Origin of the sequence: Alteriqipengyuania abyssalis, assembly GCF_019857185.1 — a bacterium.
Classification (GTDB): domain Bacteria; phylum Pseudomonadota; class Alphaproteobacteria; order Sphingomonadales; family Sphingomonadaceae; genus Alteriqipengyuania; species Alteriqipengyuania abyssalis.
On sequence record NZ_JAHWXP010000002.1, the window covers coordinates 562,716 to 583,667 of the forward strand.

Annotated in this window: 19 protein-coding genes; 11 read left to right on the forward strand and 8 right to left on the reverse strand. The window is 65.9% G+C overall.

The features are described 5' to 3' along the window. The first annotated feature begins 170 nt into the window (after nucleotides 1-170). From KYN89_RS07885 to KYN89_RS07895, 3 genes are all read left to right on the forward strand, one after another. Nucleotides 171-677: a hypothetical protein gene (locus KYN89_RS07885; protein WP_222824559.1), complete on the forward strand. Its 507-nt coding sequence runs from the start codon at nucleotides 171-173 to the stop codon at nucleotides 675-677. A gap of 70 nt (nucleotides 678-747) precedes the next feature. Continuing rightward, nucleotides 748-2,745, forward strand: coding sequence for a threonine--tRNA ligase (gene thrS / locus KYN89_RS07890; RefSeq protein WP_222824560.1), 1,998 nt, complete (start codon nucleotides 748-750; stop codon nucleotides 2,743-2,745). Between the two features lie 4 nt (nucleotides 2,746-2,749). Continuing rightward, the gene (locus KYN89_RS07895) at nucleotides 2,750-3,496 is read left to right on the forward strand and encodes a sulfite exporter TauE/SafE family protein (protein WP_222824561.1); all 747 of its coding nucleotides are present in this window, start codon (nucleotides 2,750-2,752) and stop codon (nucleotides 3,494-3,496) included. 151 nt (nucleotides 3,497-3,647) lie between these two features. On the opposite strand, the gene KYN89_RS07900 is transcribed toward KYN89_RS07895, so the two are convergent. Both KYN89_RS07900 and KYN89_RS07905 read right to left on the reverse strand, forming a co-directional pair. Continuing rightward, complete coding sequence (locus tag KYN89_RS07900) at nucleotides 3,648-4,628, reverse strand: agmatine deiminase family protein (protein WP_222824562.1); 981 nt, start codon at nucleotides 4,626-4,628, stop codon at nucleotides 3,648-3,650. A gap of 31 nt (nucleotides 4,629-4,659) precedes the next feature. Next, entirely contained in the window at nucleotides 4,660-6,360 is a 1,701-nt protein-coding gene (locus tag KYN89_RS07905) for a M28 family metallopeptidase (protein ID WP_222824563.1), read from the reverse strand. A 119-nt stretch (nucleotides 6,361-6,479) separates the two neighbouring features. Between KYN89_RS07905 and KYN89_RS07910 the strand changes: the two genes are divergently transcribed. From KYN89_RS07910 to KYN89_RS07925, 4 genes are all read left to right on the forward strand, one after another. Beyond that, the gene (locus KYN89_RS07910; RefSeq protein ID WP_222824564.1) at nucleotides 6,480-9,158 is read left to right on the forward strand and encodes a bifunctional [glutamine synthetase] adenylyltransferase/[glutamine synthetase]-adenylyl-L-tyrosine phosphorylase; all 2,679 of its coding nucleotides are present in this window, start codon (nucleotides 6,480-6,482) and stop codon (nucleotides 9,156-9,158) included. A 3-nt stretch (nucleotides 9,159-9,161) separates the two neighbouring features. After that, nucleotides 9,162-9,629, forward strand: a complete 468-nt coding sequence (locus tag KYN89_RS07915) for a peroxiredoxin (RefSeq protein WP_222824565.1) — start codon at nucleotides 9,162-9,164, stop codon at nucleotides 9,627-9,629. 393 nt (nucleotides 9,630-10,022) lie between these two features. After that, on the forward strand, nucleotides 10,023-10,727 hold the full coding sequence (locus tag KYN89_RS07920; RefSeq protein WP_010233309.1) for a M23 family metallopeptidase: 705 nt from the start codon (nucleotides 10,023-10,025) through the stop codon (nucleotides 10,725-10,727). A 110-nt stretch (nucleotides 10,728-10,837) separates the two neighbouring features. Then, a complete protein-coding gene (locus KYN89_RS07925) occupies nucleotides 10,838-12,370 on the forward strand; it encodes an acyl-CoA synthetase (protein WP_222824566.1) in 1,533 nt (510 codons plus the stop codon). 241 nt (nucleotides 12,371-12,611) lie between these two features. Here the strand turns inward: KYN89_RS07925 and galU are convergent, their stop codons facing one another. After that, nucleotides 12,612-13,493, reverse strand: coding sequence for a UTP--glucose-1-phosphate uridylyltransferase GalU (galU, locus tag KYN89_RS07930; RefSeq protein ID WP_222824567.1), 882 nt, complete (start codon nucleotides 13,491-13,493; stop codon nucleotides 12,612-12,614). Between the two features lie 130 nt (nucleotides 13,494-13,623). Between galU and murA the strand changes: the two genes are divergently transcribed. Then, nucleotides 13,624-14,907 carry a UDP-N-acetylglucosamine 1-carboxyvinyltransferase gene (gene murA / locus KYN89_RS07935; protein WP_222824568.1) on the forward strand — a complete coding sequence of 428 codons (1,284 nt, stop codon included), beginning with the start codon at nucleotides 13,624-13,626 and terminating at the stop codon, nucleotides 14,905-14,907. 68 nt (nucleotides 14,908-14,975) lie between these two features. Then, on the forward strand, nucleotides 14,976-15,203 hold the full coding sequence (locus tag KYN89_RS07940; protein WP_222824569.1) for a hypothetical protein: 228 nt from the start codon (nucleotides 14,976-14,978) through the stop codon (nucleotides 15,201-15,203). A gap of 29 nt (nucleotides 15,204-15,232) precedes the next feature. Here the strand turns inward: KYN89_RS07940 and KYN89_RS07945 are convergent, their stop codons facing one another. The 3 genes from KYN89_RS07945 to KYN89_RS07955 are packed head-to-tail and all read right to left on the reverse strand — an operon-like array spanning nucleotide 15,233 to nucleotide 17,586. Further along, nucleotides 15,233-16,489, reverse strand: a complete 1,257-nt coding sequence (locus KYN89_RS07945) for a hypothetical protein (protein ID WP_222824570.1) — start codon at nucleotides 16,487-16,489, stop codon at nucleotides 15,233-15,235. A 24-nt stretch (nucleotides 16,490-16,513) separates the two neighbouring features. Next, the gene (locus tag KYN89_RS07950; RefSeq protein WP_222824571.1) at nucleotides 16,514-16,744 is read right to left on the reverse strand and encodes a ribbon-helix-helix domain-containing protein; all 231 of its coding nucleotides are present in this window, start codon (nucleotides 16,742-16,744) and stop codon (nucleotides 16,514-16,516) included. Then, complete coding sequence (locus KYN89_RS07955) at nucleotides 16,741-17,586, reverse strand: alpha/beta hydrolase (protein WP_248285071.1); 846 nt, start codon at nucleotides 17,584-17,586, stop codon at nucleotides 16,741-16,743. The genes KYN89_RS07950 and KYN89_RS07955 overlap by 4 nt, the downstream gene beginning before the upstream one ends. Before the next feature lie 115 nt (nucleotides 17,587-17,701). On the opposite strand from KYN89_RS07955, the gene KYN89_RS07960 reads away from it, so the two are divergent. Beyond that, nucleotides 17,702-18,460 carry a helix-turn-helix domain-containing protein gene (locus tag KYN89_RS07960; protein ID WP_222824572.1) on the forward strand — a complete coding sequence of 253 codons (759 nt, stop codon included), beginning with the start codon at nucleotides 17,702-17,704 and terminating at the stop codon, nucleotides 18,458-18,460. A gap of 39 nt (nucleotides 18,461-18,499) precedes the next feature. Here KYN89_RS07960 and phbB read toward each other — a convergent pair whose 3' ends face one another. Both phbB and KYN89_RS07970 read right to left on the reverse strand, forming a co-directional pair. Next, nucleotides 18,500-19,222: an acetoacetyl-CoA reductase gene (gene phbB, locus KYN89_RS07965; protein ID WP_222824573.1), complete on the reverse strand. Its 723-nt coding sequence runs from the start codon at nucleotides 19,220-19,222 to the stop codon at nucleotides 18,500-18,502. Nucleotides 19,223-19,347: 125 nt separating this feature from the next. Next, the gene (locus KYN89_RS07970) at nucleotides 19,348-20,103 is read right to left on the reverse strand and encodes a hypothetical protein (RefSeq protein WP_222824574.1); all 756 of its coding nucleotides are present in this window, start codon (nucleotides 20,101-20,103) and stop codon (nucleotides 19,348-19,350) included. 354 nt (nucleotides 20,104-20,457) lie between these two features. On the opposite strand from KYN89_RS07970, the gene KYN89_RS07975 reads away from it, so the two are divergent. After that, nucleotides 20,458-20,925, forward strand: coding sequence for a DUF3576 domain-containing protein (locus KYN89_RS07975; RefSeq protein ID WP_222824575.1), 468 nt, complete (start codon nucleotides 20,458-20,460; stop codon nucleotides 20,923-20,925). Nucleotides 20,926-20,952: the final 27 nt, after the last annotated feature.

Below are 20,952 nucleotides of genomic sequence, written 5' to 3' on the forward strand. Positions count from 1 at the left end.
ATATTCCGGCCCATGGCCATCGTGATCGCCTCGACTACGACCACCACGACCTCGGGCAACCGGGGGCGGATGGTCGCGTATTGAGACGCGATTACCGCCACCCGGGTTCGGGTGGCGCTGCGCCGGCTTCCCGAACCTGCAACCGGATTTGACGGCGCGGCAGGGATCCCATGCGGTATTACATCGACACCGAATTCAACGGCACCGACGGCCAGCTGCTGAGCCTTGCGCTCGTCCGTCAGGATGGTGTGCATTTCTACGAGGTTCTGCATGCGCACGAGCTGATCGTGCCGTGGGTGCAAGAGCATGTCGTGCCGTATTTCGACCGGGAGCCGGTCACGCGGTTGCAGGCGGTCAAGAAAATGCAGAAGTTCCTCAGGAAAGAGGAAGGTCCGCATGTTTTTATCGCCGACTGGCCCGAAGACCTTGTGCACTTCAACCGCATGCTGCTGCGCGATCAGGGCAAGCGCAATGATCCATTCCGCTATGCTTGCCTGCTGCTCAGCTTGCCCGGCTTCGATACCGCTGGCGCGAGTGCGGTGCCGCACAACGCGCTCGCCGATGCACAGGCGCTGGCGGCCTATGTGGAATGCAATCTGTCTGGCGAGCGGGGCGGCATGGAGGAGGCCGACCTGGCCCTGCTTCGCAATACTTGCGGCGAGAGCACCGTTGCCTAGCCGCGCTGTGCCGACCATAGGCGCTTGAACCTCATTCTCCCGAACACTGCTCGGACGAAAGCACGATACAATGACCGAACTGCTCAAGATCAGCCTGCCCGACGGCTCCGTGCGCGAAATGCCGGAAGGCTCGACTCCGGCGGATGTCGCCGCCGCGATCGGCCCCGGTCTCGCCAAGGCGGCGATCGCTGCCCGCGTGAACGGCGAACTGCGCGACATCACGCGGCCCTTCGAAGGCGACGCGGAGCTTGCGCTGGTGACCAGCAAGGATGTCGACGAGGCGCTGGAACTGGCCCGGCACGACTATGCGCACGTGCTGGCCGAAGCGGTGCAGAACCTGTTCCCCGGCACGCAGATCACCTTCGGCCCGGCGACCGATGACGGCTTCTACTACGACTTCGCTCCCGCAGAGGGACGCGGGGCCTTCACTGAGGAAGACCTGCCGAAGATCGAGGAGGAGATGCGCCGGATCATCGCGGCGGATACGCCGCTCGAGCGTGAGGTGTGGACCCGCCAGCAGCTGATCCAGTGGTTCAAGGACCATGGCGAGAGCTTCAAGGCCGAATGGGCCGCCGAGCTTCCCGAGGGCGAGGAACTGACGATCTACCGCCAGGGTGACTGGCTCGACATGTGCCGCGGGCCGCACCTTGCCAGCACCGGCAAGCTCGACCCACAGGCGTTCAAGCTGACGCGCGTGAGCGGTGCCTACTGGCGCGGCGACCAGAAGAACGCGATGCTCAGCCGCATCTACGGCACCGGCTGGCTCAACAAGAAGCAGCTGAACGAGCATCTCCACCGGCTGGAGGAAGCCGCCAAGCGCGACCACCGCAAGCTGGGCCGCGAGATGGACCTGTTCCACCTTCAGGAAGAGGCGCACGGAAGCGTGTTCTGGCACCCGCAAGGCTACAAGATCTGGCGGCAGCTCGAAGCCTACATGCGCCGCAAGATGGACGGTGCCGGCTATCGCGAGATCAAGACCCCGCAGGTGATGGACGCGCGCCAGTGGGAGCAGTCCGGCCACTGGGGCAAGTATCGCGAGAACATGTTCGTCATCCCCGACGAGGTGCCCAATACCGAGGACGAGGGCGAGCTGGTGTCCAAGGACGCCGACTGGATGGCGCTCAAGCCGATGAACTGCCCCGCGCACGTGCTCGTCTTCAAGCAGGGCATCACCTCCTATCGCGAACTGCCGATCCGGCTGGGCGAGATGGGCTGCTGCCACCGCAACGAACCGCACGGCGCGCTTCACGGGCTGATGCGCGTGCGCCAGTTCACGCAGGACGATGCGCATATCTTCTGCACCGAAAAACAGGTGGTCGAGGAAGTGCGCGCCTTCATCGAGCTGGCGGACGCGGTCTATCGCGACTTCGGCTTCAAATACGCGATCAAGCTGGCGCTGCGCCCCGAACAGCGCTTCGGCTCGGATGCCGACTGGGACAAGGCCGAGCAGGAACTGCGCGATGCGGTGGCCGAAGCGGGCATGATGAACGAGGAATACGGCTGGGAAGAGCTGCCCGGCGAAGGCGCGTTCTATGCCCCCAAGCTCGAATGGCACCTGACCGACGCGATCGGGCGGACCTGGCAGGTCGGCACGATCCAGGGCGACCGCGTTCTGCCCGAACGGCTCGACGCGAGCTATATCGGCGAGGATGGCGAGAAGCACCGCCCGGTGATGCTCCACCGCGCGATCTTCGGTTCGTACGAACGCTTCATCGGCATCCTGATCGAGCATTTCGCCGGGAAGCTGCCCGTGTGGCTCGCGCCGACGCAGGCGGTGGTCGCGACGATCGTTTCGGATGCGGACGACTACGCCAGTGAAGCGCTGGCCAAGCTGCGGGCGGCAGGAATTCGCGCCGAGAGCGATCTTCGCAACGAGAAGATCAACTACAAGGTGCGCGAGCACTCGCTCGCCAAGGTCCCGCACCTGCTGGTGGTCGGCAAGCGCGAGGCGGAGGAAGGCACGGTCGCGGTCCGCACGCTGGGCGAGAAGGAACAGCGGGTGATGAGCCTCGACGAGGCGATCGCGATGCTGCGCGACGGCGCCACCCCGCCTGATCTGCGCGACTGACCCCTTGGAGATCTTCGCCGGTTTCACCTGGCTGCAACTCGCAGTCGCGCTGGGCACGGGGCTCACGGCCGCGTTCATTCGCGGGCTGGCGGGCTTCGGGCTCGCGATCCTGCTGGTGCCGGTTCTCGCGCTGACGCTGAGCCCGGTCGAGGCGGTGCTGACCACCAATGTGGTCGCGCTGCTGATCGGCGGGCTCGAACTGCCGCGCCTGCTGCGCGAGGCGGAGCGCAGCGTGTGGACGATCATCGTGCTGGTCTTGCTGACCACGCTGCCGGGGCTCGCGCTGCTCGCCGCGACTCCGCCGAACATCGCGCGCCTGCTGATTGCGCTGGTCGCGCTTTCCGCCTTTGTCGCGATGCTGTTCCCGGTCCGCGAGCCGGAGCGGCCCGGCATGGTGACCACCGGGCTGACCGGCGTGGCGACCGGTATTCTGACAGGCTTTGCCGGGATGCCCGGGCCTCCGGTGGTGCCCTATTATGTCGGGCGTGCGATTCCCCGGCAGATGGCGAAAAGCTCGATGATCCTGATCTTCACCTTCGCAGCGCTGATCGGGATCGGATCGGGCATTGCGCTCGGGCGAATGGAATGGCGGCTGGCGCTGCTGGGCGCAATGCTGCTGCCGGTCGTGATCCTGGGCACATGGCTGGGGCGCAAGGCGGACGGGCATGTGTCCGACCGTGCGTGGCGTATTTTCGTAGGCTTGGTGCTGGCGGCAGCGGCGCTGGCCGCGCTGCTCAAGCTGGTCGTCTAGAAGACCGGGACGAAGCGCTCGGCCACGATCAGCGCGATCGCGCAGGCCGATACGATGATCGTGCGGGCGGCGGAAAGCGCCTCGAACCGGCGGGCGATGGCGATGGGGCGGGTCATGCGCACCAGCTTGGCGGGCGCGCCTTAAGAAAGTCCTACCGCGTCGGAGCGCTGGGCATCTGCATGCTGGCGCAATGGAAGCCGCCACCGCCCGCCAGCACCGCGCGCATCGGCAGGCCGATCGCTGAGCGATCCGGAAACAACGCATCGATCGCCGCGACCGCGCCTTCGTCCTGCGGCACACCGAAGGTCGGCACCGCGACAATCGAACTGGCGATCAGAAAATTGGCGTAGCTGGCAGGCTCGACCCAGTCCCCGCGCGTGACGAGGCCGGGTGAGGGTATCGCCGCGACCGTCAGCCCCGCGGCTTCGAGCCGGGCCTTGGCGTCGGCATAAACATCCGCGTTGGGGTCGTCGCTGCCGAAGGGCTCGGCCAGCGCGACCATACCCGGAGCGACGAACCGCGCGAGGTTGTCGACATGGCCGTCGGTATGGTCGTTGAGCAGCCCGTCGCCGAGCCACACCACACGATCCAGCCCCAGATCGCGCGCCAGCCGCTGCTCGATCTGCTCGCGACTTAGCGAGGGATTGCGATTGGGGTTGAGCAGGCATTGCTCGGTGGTCAGGACCGTGCCCTGTCCGTCAGTGTCGATCGCACCGCCTTCGAGGATCCAGTCGGGCCGGTCGAGCGGCAGGCCCTCGTCCCCGGCGAGTTCCGCCCCGATCGCCTCGTCGCCCTTCATCAGGTATTTGCCGCCCCAGCCGTTGAAGCCGGGGCGCACCGCGCGGCGCGTGGCGCCGTCGAAGCCGGTCAGCGGGCCGGTGTCGCGCAGCCAGACATCGCCATAGGTGCGCCGTTCGAGATCGACCGCGCCCGTCACCAGCGCCTTCGCCCGCCCTTCGTTGGCGGCATCGCGGACCAGCAGGCGGACCTCCTGCCCGCTCTCGGCCACCGCATTGGCGAAGGCTGCGATCTCCTCCTGCGCGGGGGCGAAGGCATCGCCCCACTCGTCGGGATCATGCGGGAAGCCGATCCACAGCCAGTCCTGCGGCTCCCACTCTGCGGGGAGCCGCATTGCGCGCACCTGCTCCTGGGTCACGAGCCGATCAGCAACCTGCGTTGGTCGCGGCGCAGCTTTCGTCACGAATGCCGCGGAATTCGTCACCCTCGACCCAGTTGGGCCAGCTGGTCGACATCGCCATCATCCGGCCGAGACGGTAGTAGAGCTGAAGATCGGCCATCACGCCCGACCAGTCCCAGTTCTCGTCGAACTCGTCCTTGGGGCCGTGGTAGCGGTTGTCGCGGTATTCCTTGGCAACCGCCGCCCCGGCTTCACGCCCGCCTTCGACCAGATCCTCACCGCCGTCGAGATAAAGCATCGGTACGCCCTGCTTGGCGAAGGGGAAGTGGTCGGAACGGTAGTAGTACCCCGCTTCCGGATTGGGATTGTCGGTCGCTATCCGGCCATCGCTATCGAGCGCGGCCTTGAGGAACTCGTCCAGCTGCGACTTGCCCGGGCCGACCACCGTCACGTCGCGCGCGGGGCCAGCGATCAGGAAGGCGTCCATGTTCACCCCGCCAACCGTCTGGTCGAGCGGGAAGACCGGGTTCTGCGCGTAATAGGTCGAGCCGAGCAGGCCCTGTTCCTCTGCGGTCACCGCGAGGAACACCATGCTGCGATCCGCCGCGCCCGCCTTCGCCTGCGCTTCGGCCAGCGCGACCAGCGCTGCTGTGCCGGTGGCATTGTCCACCGCGCCATTGCAGATGTCGTCGCCGTCATCGGCAGGCGTGCACCGGCCAAGGTGATCCCAGTGCGCGGTGTAGAGCACGTATTCCTCAGGCCGCTTGGTGCCCGGAAGAATACCGATCACGTTCTGTGACATGTATTCGCGGGTCTCGTTGGCGAAGCTGGTCGACGCCTGCACGTCCAGCGGCACCGCCTTGAAATCCTTCTTGCGCGCAGCTTCCTTCAGCTTGGCGAGATCCTTGCCCGCCGCAGCGAAGATTTTCTGCGCGACATCGTTCTGGATCCAGCCGTTCATCTCGGTCAGCGCCGGCGCGTTCTCGCCCCGCTGGGGGTAGGCCTGCGGGCCCGACCAGCTGCTTTCGACGACGTTCCAGCCGTAGGAGGCAGGCTCGGTCTCGTGGATGATCAGCGCGGCTGCGGCTCCCTGCCGGGCGGCCTCTTCAAACTTGTAGGTCCAGCGCCCGTAATAGGTCATCGCCTTGCCGTTGAACGGCCCTTCGAGATCCTCGGCACCGAAATCGGGATCATTGACGAGGATGACCGCGGTCTTCCCCTTCATGTCGAGCCCTTCGTAATCGTTCCAGCCGCGCTCGGGCGCGTTGATGCCGTAGCCGACGAACACCAGTTCGCTGTTGTTGATCCGGGTGCGCGGGGTCTCGCGATAGCTTACACCGACCCAGTCCTTGCCATATTCGAACGCCATCCCGCCGTCCTTGCCGCCGGTGATGGAAAGCGGCGCGAAATCGCTCCCGGTGATTTCGACCAGCGGGACGTCCTGCGTCCACTTGCCGTCGTTTCCAGGCTGGAGGCCGGCCGCCTCGAACCGCTGCGTCAGCAGTTCGACGGTTTTCTTCTCGCCTTCGGAGCCGGGCATGCGGCCTTCGAACTCGTCGGACGACAGCTCGCGGGTGACATCGACCATCGTCTTTTCGGAGATGTCGCCATCGGCAATCTCTGGAATGTCGAGCGTGTCGTCATTCCCGTCCGAACCGGACAATACGGCGGCATCGCAACCGGCAAGGGCGAGGGCGGCGGCCGCCACGACAAGAATGCGTTTCATCTCAGGTTCTCCGGGGAGTTCGCTTCGGCGCGCTTGTTGCAAACTGTGCGCCGCAGGGCAAGCGAGAGGGCTGCCACAGTGCGCTTGCCACCACCCGAGGCAACGGGCAGGGCAAACCAATGGCTGGCGAATGGCAATCCGCGATCGACCGGGCGCAGCGCAACGCGCCCTTCCTTGCACGCAGCCTCGAACGCCTGCCGGAGCTGGCCGCTCTGCTGGCGGCGGGCGATCTGGATGCCGCATTCGACTACTGTGCGCACGCGGGCGATGGCGCGGATATCGGCGTTGCCCTGCGGCGAGAGCGGCTGGCCCTCGCGCTGACGCTCGCGATCGGCGATCTGGCCGGGGTGTTGTCGCTGGATGAGGTGATGGCGCGCCTCTCCGCCTTTGCCGACCGCTCGCTCGACCGCGCGATCGCGGAGGCGGCGCGCGCGCGCACGACGATGGACAGTGTCGATGGATTCTTCGCGCTCGCGCTCGGCAAGCATGGTGCGGGCGAGCTCAACTACAGTTCGGATATCGACCCGATCCTGCTGTTCGATCCTGCTGTGCTCGCGCATGGCGAGCGCTCTTCACCTGCCGAAACGGCGCAGCGCATGGCGCGCGATATCGTCCGCCTGCTCGCCGATCATACCGACGAAGGTTACGTCTTTAGGGTCGACCTGCGGCTGCGCCCGGCGGCGGAGGTCACCCCGCTGGCTGTGTCGGTCAACGCAGCCGCCTCGCATTACGAAAGCGCGGCGCTGGCGTGGGAGCGCGCCGCGTTCATCCGCGCACGCTCGGCGGCGGGGGACGTGGAGCGGGGCGAGCGGTTTCTCGCCAGCATTCGCCCCTTCGTGTGGCGGCGGAGCGTGGATTTCGGCGCGATCGACGACATCGCCCAGCTGCGCGTGCGGATTCGCGAGGCCTATGGCGGCGAGCCGAAGCTTGGCCCCGGCTTCGATCTCAAGCGCGGGCGGGGCGGCATTCGCGAGATCGAGTTCTTCGCGCAGACCCACCAGCTGATCCACGGCGGGCGCCTTCCGCGTCTGCGCAGCAGCGATACGCGTGCCGCGCTGCATGCGCTCGCCCGCGCGGATATCGTCGAGCAGGACGTCGCAACGCAGCTCGCCGATGCCTACGCCCGGCTGCGCGTAGTCGAACACCGCATCCAGATGATGGAGGACCGGCAGACCCACACCGTGCCCGAAGGCGAGGCGCTGGAGCGGCTTGCGCATCTCGACGGGTTTGCCGATGGCGCAGGCCTGCTGGCCGACCTCGAACCGCATATGAGCGCCACCGCGCAGGCGTTCGACCGGTTGCTCGAAGCGAGCGAGACGGGCGCCGCCAAGCAGCGCCCGGTGCGCGAACTGGTTGCGGCGAGCCCGTTGGCGGACGAATCGGCGATGGCGGATCGCGTGTCCGGCTGGCTCGACGGGCGCTACCGCGCGCTGCGCAGCACCGATGCGCAGAACGCTTTCCGGCGTATCTTGCCCCCACTGCTCGACGCGCTGGCCGCTTCGTCCGAACCCGATCGCGCGATCGTGCGGCTGGAGCGATTGCTGGAAGCCTTGCCGAGCGGGATCAACCTGTTCCGCCTGCTCGAAGCGCGCCCGGCATTGCTCGACCAGCTGCTCTCGATCATCACGCTTGCCCCGCCGCTGGCCAACGATCTCGCGCTACGCCCGGCCCTGTTCGACGCGCTGATCGATCGCTCCGCACTCGACCTTCCCGAGAGCGTCCCCACGCTGCGTCGCCGGATGATGCGGGCCGAGCCCCAGGGTAATTACGAGGCGCTGCTCGACCGGATCAGGGTGGTCACCGGCGAACAGCGGTTTGCCCTCGGCGTGCAGCTGATCGGCGGGGTGCACGACCCGCTCGAAATCGCGACCGGGTTCGCGACCGTGGCTGAGGCGGCGCTGCAGGCTGCGCTCGATGGGACGGTGGCGGATTACGCGCGGACCCACGGAAGCATCGCCGACAGCGAGATGGTGATCCTCGGCCTCGGGCGACTGGGCGGAGAGGCGCTGACCCATGCCTCCGACCTCGACATCATCTATCTGTTCACCGGCGACCACGCGGCGGAGAGCGACGGTGAGCGTCCCGTCAGCGCGACGCGCTATTATAATCGCCTCGCCCAGCGGGTGAGCGTGGCGATGAGCGTCCCGACCGCCGAAGGCCCGCTTTACGAAATCGACACCAGGCTGCGACCGCAGGGCGCGCAGGGGCCGCTCGCGGTGAGCGTGGAGAGTTTCGCCCGCTACCAGCGCGAATCGGCATGGACGTGGGAGCATATGGCGCTGGCGCGTGCCCGCGTGGTCGCAGGCTCTTTCTCCGCGCGCGCCCAGGTAGAGGAGATTATCCGCGACGTGCTGTGCGCGCCGCGCGATCCGGTCACGCTGCGGCAGGACATCCTGAAAATGCGTTCCGACATGGCGGAGCACAAGCCGGCCAAGGGCCCGCTTGACGCCAAGCTGCTGCGCGGCGGGCTGGTCGATATCGAGTTCATCCTCCACTTCATCCAGCTGCGCGATCGCGTCGCGCTCGACCCGCGGCTGGCGAAGGTGTGCGAAACGCTGGTCCACGCGGGCACGCTGACGCGCGAATTTGCCGAGGCGCACGACTTTCTCACCCGGCTGATCGTCGCCGCGCGGCTGCTCGCGCCCGATCTCGCGGTGTCGCAGGGCCCATCGGGCGAAGCGCTCGCGCGGGCGTGCGGGTGCGCGGATATCGATGCGCTCTTGCACCGCATGGCCGAGGCGCGGCAGGAGGTCGCGCGAACCTGGCAGACGATGTTCGACGAACGACTGGAGATATGAGCGATGAGCGTGACCGAAGGCGAGCAGATGCCCGATATCGCGATGGTGCGGCACGACGGCGAGAGCGTGAAGCCGTCCGACTATCGCGGTCGCAAGCTGGTGGTGTTCTTCTACCCCAAGGACAACACACCCGGCTGCACCACCGAGGCGAAGGACTTCTCGTCACTTAAGGATGAATTCGAGGCGGCGGGTTGTGCGCTGCTCGGCGTGAGCAAGGATTCGACCAAGAAGCACCAGAACTTCATCGCCAAGCACGATTTGACGGTCGACCTTGCAACCGATGCCGAGGAAGGCGGGCTGTCAGACGAACTGGGCGTTTGGGCCGAGAAGAAGATGTACGGCAAGACCTTCATGGGCATGGTCCGCAGCACCTACCTGCTCGACGAGCAGGGCAGGGTCGCGCGTATCTGGCCCAAGGTGAAGGTTGCGGGTCACGCGGAAGACGTGCTCGCCGCGGTCAAGGCACTCTGAATCTCTGCAGGGCGGATGCGGTGCAAAAGGCTCCGCATTCGCTTGACCGCCTGATTGCCCGCGCGACGAACCGCGCAAGGCATTTCGCCGCAGCCTGCACAGAATCGCCAAGCAGCCGCAGAAAAGCGGACCTTCGGGAGGTTAATCGACTATTTTCGGGGTGGATTAAGCGGCGGTTCAACGACTCAACCCGCAATGCAGCCGGTCCGTCGCGCAGGGCCCAAGACCCGCTTGGCAAGTAAACCGGGACCGGCCTATCAAACTAAACAGACGAGGGCGGGAGTGGTTCCCGTCATTTTTTAGGGGTCTCGGCGGATCTCACGGATCGAAGATACGCCAGGGATCGGAACGGGCGGAGCAGGATGCTTCGCCGCCGACAGAGGGACGGACATTTTGCTGACCACTGATCGCTTTTTCCTGCGCGCCAGCCTCGTATGCGGTGCCGCTTTCGCAATCGCAGCCACCCCCGCCCAAGCCAACAGCAGCAGCGCCGCGGCAGCGGTCGATGTCTCGGACGCCGCCGAGCAGGCGCAGAGCCCGCTCGGCAATGGCGACGCGCAGTTCCGACAGCTGTTCGCCAGCTGGCAGACGCTGGATGTGGAACGGACCACCCCGGCGGTAGCGATCCCGACCGTTTCGGTCCCCTCGCGGATGCCGCTTGAAAATGCCCGTGTTTCCAGCGGCTACGGCATGCGTGACCACCCGGTTCTGCGCAAGCGTGCCAACCACAAGGGTATCGACCTTGCCGCGCCGAGCGGCACGCCGATTTACGCCACTGCCGACGGCACGGTCGAACGCGCCAACTGGTTCAGCAGCTACGGCAACTATATCCAGATCGGCCACGGCAACGCGATCGAGACGCGCTATGCGCACCTCTCGCGGATCATCGTCGCCGACGGTCAGCAGGTCCGCAAGGGCGACCTGATCGGCTATGTCGGCTCGACCGGCCGCTCGACCGGCCCGCACCTCCACTACGAAGTCCGTATCGACGGCCGCGCGGTCGACCCGCGCCCCTTCATGGTGGAGACCGAAGCGCAGGAAGCCTTCCGTCTCGCGATGGGCCCCGGCGGCATCGGCGGCGGCGACGAGGAAGAGTAAGCCTCCGGCCTCCTCCAGAACCGAGTTTTACGAAAAGGCGGTGCTTCGGTGCCGCCTTTTTTCTTGCGTGCTCCCTGTCCATTCGAAAGACTGCGCGGCGGGAGAGACATATGCATCCGATAACACATGCCGCGGCGCGGCCGGACCATGCCGCGATCATCAATGCCACGTCCGGCGAACAGGTCACCTATGGCGAGCTGGAGGCCTTCGCCAATCGCATGGCTCGCTGGCTGCGCGCGCAGGGCATCGGGCGGCGCACCAACGTGGGCCTGCTGCTGGAGAATCGCCCGCTCTATCTCGAGATCGTGTGGTCAGCGCAGCGGATGGGCGCGATGCTGGTGCCGATCTCCACCCGGCTGACCGCACCGGAAATCGCCTATATCCTCGCCGATGCTGAGTGCAGCCTGCTGCTGACCTCGCCCGCCTTTGCCGAGGTCGCGCAGGAGCTGGCGCAGATCGCGCCCGATTTGCGGATCGTCGATGTCGACGGCGACGATTTTCAGCAGGAGGTTGCGGCGCAGTCTGCCGAGGTGATCGAGGATCCCGTACCGGGCCAGTACATGCTCTATTCCTCGGGCACGACCGGCCGACCCAAGGGGATCGTGCCCCCTCCGCCACCGAGCGAGGACATTACCGCGCCCAACGCGCTGGTCGGCCTCGCGACAATGGGGGTGGGCATGCCGACCGATGGCAGCCTCGTCTATCTCTCGCCCGCGCCGCTTTATCATGCAGCACCGCTCGGCTGGTGCACCACGGTTAACCGTCTCGGCGGGACGGTGGTGATTATGGAGAAGTTCACGCCCGAGGGCGCGCTCGCCGCGATCGAGAAATACCGCGTGACCGACAGCCAGTGGGTGCCGACCCACTTCGTGCGGATGCTCAAGCTGCCCGAGGAAGAGCGGACCCGCTACGACCTCTCCAGCCACGCTCGTGCGATCCACGCCGCCGCGCCGTGTCCGGTACCGATCAAGCAGGCGATGATCGACTGGTGGGGGCCGATCATCCAGGAATACTACGCCGGGTCGGAAATGATCGGCATGTCGCTGGTCAAGAGCGAGGACTGGCTCGCCAGACCGGGCACGGTGGGGCGCATGGTCCACGGCAAGGTGCATGTCTGCGCGCCCGACGGGAGCGAACTTCCCCCCGGCGAGACGGGATTGCTGTTCTTCGAGAACGAAACCCTCCCTAGCTACCACAAGGACCCGGAAAAGACCGAGGAGGCGATGCACGATCGCGGGTGGATGACGCTGGGCGATATCGGCCATGTCGACGAGGACGGCTTCATCTTCCTGACCGACCGCAAGAGCCACATGATCATCTCGGGCGGGGTCAACATCTATCCGCAGGAGATCGAGAACCTGCTGGTCGCGCATCCGGACGTACTCGATGCGGCGGTCATCGGCGCGCCCGATCCCGATCTGGGCGAACGCGTGGTCGCGGTGATCCAGCCGGTCGACATGGCGCAGGCCGGAGACGCGTTCGAACAGAGCTTGCGCGCCTATCTGGAGCCTCAACTCAGCCGGGTCAAAATGCCCCGCCAGTTCGACTTCCGGCCCGATCTGCCGCGCGAGGCGAACGGCAAGCTCTACAAGCGCGAACTGCGTGACGAATATGCGCGGAAGGCCGAGGCCGTGACAGGGTGACACGCGTCACCCGGGTGTCACCCTCCGCCTCATCGCCCTAGGTCACTGGGAACAGGCGATTTTTTTCCGGCTCGAACGGGCCAGGGCGACATAGTGCCTGTTTCGGGGGCGCATTAACGCCCAGCCCAGTCGCCAGGCGGGCGCGCGTGGATGATTGACGGTTTGAAAGAGCGGATTTCGCCCTAGCAAAGCGCTCCACGGTAGGAAAATCGTCGACCCCGCCCCGGGGTTGGCGCAGGCATTACGCCTTGAGCAGGCGCTCCGCCATCGCGCGAACCTCATCCCCCATGTCGGGGCGTTGCAGCGCCAGCGCCAGTGTCGCCTCGACGAAGCCGGTCTTGCTGCCGCAATCGTAGCGGGCGCCGTCAAAGGTGACCGCGTGGAACGGCTGGGTGCCGATCATCCGCGCCATTGCGTCGGTCAGCTGGATTTCGCCGCCTGCACCCTTGCCCTGATTTTCCAGCACACGCATCACTTCGGGCTGGAGGATGTAGCGGCCCGAGAGGATCTTGTTCGACGGAGCTTCGGCCACCGGCGGCTTCTCGACCAGGCCCTTCACCTCGGTCAGCGTGCCGTCTTCCTTGCCCGGATCGATCACGCCGTAGCTCGATACGTTTTCCTGCGGCACTTCCAGCACGCTGATCACGTTGCCGCCGACCTTTTCGTAGGCGTCGACCATCTGCTTCATGCAGCCCGTGCCGCCCTCGTTCCCGATCATCAGTTCGTCGGGCAGGAAGATCGCGAAGGGATCGTCGCCCACGATCGCGCGCGCGCACCAGATCGCGTGGCCGAGGCCCAGCGGCACCTGCTGGCGGACGGTGATGATGTCGCCGGGCGTGGCGCGGGTCGAATCGAGGATCGAGAGATCCTTGCCCCGCTCCTCCATCGTCTGTTCCAGCTCGAACGCGATATCGAAATGTTCGACGATCGCGGTCTTGCCGCGCCCGGTGACGAAGATCATCTGCTCGATCCCCGCCTCCCGCGCCTCATCCACCGCGTACTGGATCAGCGGGCGGTCCACGATCGCCAGCATTTCCTTGGGAATCGCCTTGGTCGCGGGAAGGAAGCGGGTGCCGAGACCGGCAACGGGGAAAACGGCTTTGCGGATCGGTTTGTGCGCCATGAGGCAGGGGTATGCGGATGGCTAGCGGGTCGGTCAATGCCGCGCCGCCAAAGCCAACAATGGTTAGCGGCAGGTGCGTGCGCGCGAGTGCGGCTTGTGTTGGCGCGCGCGACCGCTACACGACGAAGGCATGGACAAACTACGCATTATCGGAGGGCAAAGGCTCTCCGGCACGATCCCGATTTCCGGTGCCAAGAATTCCGCGCTCACGCTGATTCCCTGCGCGCTGCTGACCGACGAACCGCTCACGCTGCGCAACCTTCCGCGGCTGGCGGATATCGACGGCTTCCAGCACCTGATGACGCAGTTCGGCGTGGCGGTGAACATCGCAGGCACGCGGCCCGATGACTTCGGCCGGGTGGTCACCTTCGAAGCGACGCGGCTGACCTCGACCACCGCGCCCTATGATCTGGTGCGCAAAATGCGCGCCTCGATCCTCGTGCTGGGGCCGATGCTCGCGCGTGCCGGCGTGGCGACCGTGTCGCAGCCGGGCGGCTGTGCGATCGGCAACCGCCCGATCGACCTGCATCTTTCGGCGCTCGAAGCGCTCGGCGCGCGGATCGAGCTGGCGCAGGGCTATGTCCGCGCGCACGCCCCCGATGGCGGATTGCCGGGCGGCGAGTTCGACTTCCCCGTCGTCTCGGTCGGCGCGACCGAGAACGCGCTGATGGCGGCGGTGCTCGCCAACGGAACCTCGACCCTGCGCAACGCCGCGCGCGAGCCGGAAATCATCGACCTGTGCAACCTACTGGTCGCAATGGGTGCCGAGATCGAGAATATCGGCCAGTCGGACCTGGTCATCCACGGGGTCAAGCGGCTCAACGGGGCGACCTACAAGGTGATGGCCGACCGGATCGAGGCCGGCTCCTACGCCTGCGCCGCAGCGATCACCGGCGGTGAGGCGCGCCTCGAAGGGGCCAAGGCCGACGACATGTCCGCCACGCTCCACGCGCTGCGCAATATTGGGGTTCATGTCGAAAGCGATGCCAAGGGCGTGAACATCGCAGCCGATGGCAAGCTGAAGGCGGTCAACCTTTCCACCGCGCCGTATCCGGGCCTTGCGACCGATATGCAGGCCCAGCTGATGGCGCTGCTGACCGTGGCCGAGGGCACCAGCGTGCTGACCGAAACGATCTTCGAAAACCGCTACATGCACGTGCCCGAACTGAGCCGCATGGGCGCGAATATCGAAGTGTCGGGGCGCACCGCGATCGTGCAGGGCCAGCCGGGCCTGACCGGCGCGGAAGTGATGGCGACCGACTTGCGCGCCTCGATGAGCCTGGTGATCGCCGCGCTCGCTGCCGAGGGCGAGACCCAGATCCGCCGGATCTATCACCTCGACCGCGGGTACGAGCGGCTGGAAGAGAAGTTGCAGGCGATCGGCGCGCAGATCGAACGGGTCGGCGACGACTAGCGCCGATTATTCGGACCCAAACCCGTTCTCCCACGTTCGCCAGATAAGAATATTATTGGAGACGTGACATGGGTTTGATTCGAACCGCAATCCTCGGTGGCCTCGGCTATCTCGGCTACAAGGCCTACAAGAACCACAAGGACGAGAACGGCGTCGCCTTTGCCGATGGCCAGCCGAGCGGAGGCGTGCGCAACGCAGGCTCCTCCGCCACGGCGACCAAGGGCGACAAGATGAGCCGCACCGACGAGGCGCTCGACGAGACCTTCCCGGCGAGCGACGCGACCGCAAAGTACTAGCGCTGGACGCCGACCGGCGGCGGGCGCGCCTAGCCCCCGTCGCCGTCGGCCGCTTCCCGCAGAGCATCGAGCTCGTTCTGCGCCTTGATCCGGGCAACTTCACGCGCGAGCGACGCCGTTTCCGCGTCGCGTAACGTCTCTGCGGCGGCGAGCGCTCCGGTAAGCGCGGCTGCAACGTCCGACCCCGTGCCGCCTTCGGAATACTTGATCTTCACCAGACGTCCTTCCTTGGTGAATTCCGCAGAGAGACTCTTTTTGCCCAGCACTTTCGCCGAGATGGGCAGTGCCTGGAACGGGGAGAGCTGCGGGATCAGCACGGATGCCGTCTTGACCGGTTCGGCTGCGTCGCAACTGTCGCCCGTGTAGACCGTGACCTGCAATGGCAGCGGTGTGCGGTAGATAAACCGGTCCTGCCGCAGGTTCGCATCAAAGGGCGGGTTCGCGGTTCCGCCACGCGCGATCTGTGCCCTCGCATCGTCACCGAGTTTCGCAGATACGCACACCTCTTTCGGAAGGCCTGAGACCGCCGGCACCTTCCCTCCGTCGAACCAATCCTCGATCTTCAGTCGACCAAGCGCAGTCCTCGATCCGTTAGGCAGATCGCTCGGGCCAGTCGGCGCGAACTTTTTCGAGACCGTGATCGTCAGCGCCTTGTCGATCTCGACCAGCCGCGCGGTGTTGCCTTCGTAAAGAGCCTTGGCCTGCGCGCTCAACACATCGCCCCGCGCCAGCTGGGCCTCCAGCCCGGCGATACTCTCGGCCGCGTTCTGGCGCTCGGCCACCAGGCTCTCGATCTTCGCGGTGCATTGTGCCGGAGCGTCAAATAGCGAGGACTTCAGGCCCACCATCCCCGCTGCGACCTTCAGGATGGCCGCCAGCACCTCGCCTCCGGTCCCCGCACTTTCGGAATTGATCGTCTTGAGCGTCCCGTCCTCGAAGTATTCCAGTGCGATCGACTTGCTCGCCAGAAACGAGCTGTTGGCGTTGAGTCGCACGTGGGGCCCGGGCGTGTAGCTCCCCCGGATCGCGGGGCCGTGGACGATCTGCGTATTCTCGCCGTTCGCGTCGGGGCATTGCGTGATGCGCGCAGAATATCCCGCAAGGGCCGCTCCGTCGGGCAGGCGGTAGCTCAACTCCTGCGCCGCCGCAGGTTGAACGATCATGCATGCCAGCATCACGGCGGGCAGCGCCCTGCCGATATGGTGTGTCCTTGATTTTCTCACAGCCCATTCCCCCGAGGTGGGCGACCCTCCGGCAAGGCTGATCCAATCAGAGGGATCCTGCAAGCGGGTTTATTTTCGTAAGTACGACTACCCGGCCTGCAAGCGGCCAACCAACCATTGCCGGATCGCGCTGGCGAGGCCGGTGGGCTCGGCCGCATCGAGCCGCTCGGCGTCGATCTGCGCGACGATCGCGTTGACCGGCACGCCGCGCGCGCGGGCGGCATCGCGCAGCATCTCCCAGAAAACCGGCTCCAGCGTGATGCTGGTCTTATGGCCGGCAATCTCGACCGATCGTTTGACGGGCGGATGATATTTCATGGGGCCTTCCCGGCTACCGCAGGATTCTCCGCCTCCGCCGCTTCCCACTGCTGCCAGATCTTCTCGGCGAGCGAATCGAGGGGCACCCAGTGTCCGCCTCCTGTCAGATTGACGCGGGTGACGTTGGCACCGCCGGCTTTCTCCAGCCGTTCGGCCATGCGCGGGTCGATCGTCTCGTCCTTTGTCCCGTGCAGCAGCAGGATCGGCTCATTCACGCGCGTGATGGTTTCGAGATTGTCGTATTGCTCGGTCACGAAGGGGCGCAGCAGAGCGGGTGCCGCATCCTTGAGGCTGGTGAACGCGCCCATTGTGGCTACCGCGGTCACGTCGTGTCGGGCGGCCATCTCGAGCGCGACTGCACCGCCGAGCGAGAAGCCGAAGAGGTAGAGCCGGGCATCGGGCTGCAATGTGCGCGCCTGCGCAATCCATGCCTCTGCATCGCGATAGAGGCCGGCCTCGGACGGCTCGCCCGGATTGTCGCCGAACCCGCGATAGGAGGCGAGCAGCACCCCGCGCCCGCCGACCCGCAAGGGCTCGGCACGCACCGCCATGACGAGGTGGTTGTACGAATTGCCTTGGAACACGACCACGATCTGGTCCACGCCCTCGTCCGGTGGCCAGTAGGCCCCTGCAAGCGTCAAACCGTCTGCGGTTTGCACGGTGATCGCCTGTGGCGGCTCGCCCCGGAATTCCACTTGGGTGTCGGCGAGCGAAACGGGCTCGTAGACCCGGCTGGAAACCGGTCCTGCAGTCGCCGCTGTCGAGACCAGCAGCGCGCAAAGGCCGAGGAGGCACAGGGCGAATAGGCCGGGAAACCCGGCGCGCTCTCTCGTAAGGACCATGCGTCAGGTGTGCGCGGTGTTTTCTGCAAGAGCAATCCCGGTAAGCCCTTCGGATGGTGTGCCCCCAAGAATTTGGGGTGTCTGGAAACCCTTTGGCGGCCTAGACTAACCCGTCATGCAAGAGGGGCTCCAGGCACTTACCGAAAAGGAAAAGCAGGCACTGCGCCTGATGCTGCGCGGCCACGACGCGAAGTCGATCGCGCGCGAGCTCGACCGGTCGGTCCATACGGTCAACGATCGCCTGCGTGCGGCGCGGCGCAAGCTTGCGGTCACCAGCAGCCGGGAGGCGGCGCGGATTCTGCTCGAAGATGAAGGCCCCGAAATCCTTGGGCACAATCCGTTGGGGGAAGCCAACACGGCGGAGGGCGCCGATACCTTCGATCCATCGAACGGGCGCCATCCCGGCCCCCGTGCCGCCAGCAAGCTGCGCGGCTGGATCATCGGAGGATGTCTTCTCATGTCGCTTATTCTTGCACTCGCCCTGGCCGCTGTGGCGGCCGATAAACCGCCCGTGACAGACAGCCCGCCCGAACAGGTGGCGCTCGATCACGCGACCGAGGAGGCGGCGCGCGCATGGCTCGCCATGGTCGACGCGAGCGACTGGAGCGCCAGCTTCGCCGCGGCCGGAAAGCAGTTCCGGGAGCAGAACACGGTCGCAGGCTGGGAGGCTGCCTCGCAGGCGGCACGGGTTCCGCTGGGCGCGGTGATGGAACGCGAGGCGGTCGGCTATCAGTCGGTCAATGCGCCGCCGCGCGGCTATCGCGTGGTCCAGTTCCGGAGCGATTTTGCAAACCGCAAGGGCGTGACCGAATCGGTGACGCTCGAGCAGGAGGACGGCGGCAGCTGGCGGGTCGTCGGCTATTTCATCAATTGAGCGGATGCGGGCGCGCCATCGCGGCGCGCCCGCGCGCCGTCAATACATGTGCTGCCCGCCATTGATGCTCATGGTCGATCCGGTGACGAAGGCGCCGTCGTCGGCGGTGAGGAAGGCGACGCCGCGCGCGATCTCCTCCGCGTGGCCGAGCCGGCCGACAGGGATCTTGGCGACGATCTTGGCCAGCACCTCTTCCGGGACCGCGGCGACCATGTCGGTATCGATATAGCCGGGCGCGATCGCGTTGACCGTGATGCCGAAGCGCGCGCCTTCCTGTGCCAGCGCCTTGGTGAAGCCGTGAATGCCCGATTTGGCGGCGGCGTAGTTGACCTGCCCGTACTGGCCCGCCTGACCGTTGATCGACCCGATATTGACGATCCGCCCCCATTTGCCCTCGCGCATGCCGGGAAAGCACGCCTTGGCCATGTTGAAGCAGCCGCCCAGATTGACCCGCATCACCTCGTTCCAGTCGTCGAAGCTCATCTTGGCCAGCGTTCCGTCGCGGGTGATTCCGGCATTATTGACCAGAATTTCTACATGGCCGTGATTTTCGGTGATTCGCGAAATGTTTTCGAGGCAGGCCTCATGGTCGCCCACGTCCCACTTCATCACGGCAATTCCGGTGCGAGTCGCAAATTCCTGCGCGCGTTCGTCATTGCCGGCATAATTGGCGATGACCGTGCGGCCCTGTTCCTTCAGCGCAAGGCTGATCGCTTCGCCAATACCCCGGGTTCCACCCGTCACCACAGCGACACGTGCCATTCTCTCTCTCCCCTGTATTTCTTATCTTATTCACGCCGACGTAGCCCACCCGCAGCGGCGGGCAAAGCAAAACAGATAGGGGAAGAGTTCTGCGCCGCGTCGCGTGCGCGAGGATCTGCCGGGCGTCAGAAGCGCAGCTGGGTTCCGATGTAGACCGACTGGCTGTCTTCCGCACCATTGGTCAGCGGCGAAAGACGGTCGCTCTCGTCCGACAGGCGGACGCCTGCGGTCACGTCGAAATTGCGCGTGACGCGGTAGGCACCGCCAAGGTCGACTTCGCGATCGCTGCGACCATCGAGGGTGCGCGAAGTACGACCGCGCATCCGGTCCTGATCAATCGAGACCCGCGGCTGGAAGCGGCTCGGTTCTTCCTTCGCGCCTTTCGACGGGCGGAACTCGGCCAGGTCGGGCACGGAAATGCGCGACACGGACTTGGGCAGCTCGGCCGCAGGCTTCGCGAAGCTCTGGTATCCACGGGCAACGCCCAGGTCGAACGCAGAGGGCGCAATGGCGATATCGCGGCGACCGGGCTCGCCACGGGCTGCTTCGATTGCCGAGCGGACCGAAACGGCGCGCGCCAAATCATTGTCTACCCGAACGGCCACGGTCACCATGCGATCGGGAATCGTCTTGCCTGCGGCGGGGGTGAAAGGCAGCGGCTGCTGGCGGGCGGCGTAGCGTTCAGCCACACGGCGGGCGAGCGCAGGGTCGACCGAGGCGGGCGTGAAACGACCCGCGTTTTCGCCGATGGTGCTGACGAGCGTGGGCGACGTGGCCTCTGCCAGAGCAACGCCAACCACCGGAATCGCGACCAGCGCCAGCGCGCCGCCCAAGGCGGGCACGATCAGCTTGCGTAGTCCTGAGGCGACCTTGACGCTCATTACACTCACTCTAGCGCCGCACGATTTACGGCAGGATGAACAAAGCTGGAAGCGCTTTGCCCAGACCAATGGTTCCCCTGAACACTAGGACAGCGCCCGGACGGATGCTAGCTTTTCCACAGGGCCCGGCGCACTTGCATGTCAGGTGTTGCACGCGGCACACAATCGTAATCCGGGTTCATGATGCGTAAAGCCGCGTGGCGCTGCTTTACGTGGCAAGGCAGGCGCGCACTTGCTGCGCCCGTTGCGCGGCGATAGAGGCTGTACACGCGCGGTCTGCCGACCGATCCTTACGCCATTCTCATGGGGCCCTTACGATTTTTCCGGGCCAGTTTCAGTGGAAAGCCAGCACAGATGATCCAGCGCCGCTCCTCGACCCGTTCCGCCTCCACCGCGATTCGCTGCGGCCTGCTTGCCGGGGCGTGCGCCGCGCTTGCCGCCTGCGCGAGCGGCGGTAACGAACTGCCCGATGCCGATCTGGCAGCGAGCCAGGTGACCACCATCGGGGTCAATTCCTATCTCTGGCGCGCCAGCCTCGAAGCGATCAGCTTCGCCCCGCTGCTGCAGGCGGACAGTGCAGGCGGCGTGATCGTGACCGACTGGTACGCCAATCCCGAGAATCCGGGCGAGCGGGTCAAGCTCACCATCTCCATCCTCGACCAGGATCTGCGCGCCGATGCCCTGCGCGTCGCTGCCAGCCGGCAGGTCAACCAGGGCGGCACCTGGGTCGATGCGCCGGTACAGGCCGCGACCGTGCAGAAACTGGAAGACATTATTCTGACCAAGGCGCGCGAACTGCGCCGCCAGGCGATTTCGAGCTGATCCGCCTGTTTCGCGAAAAGACGTACC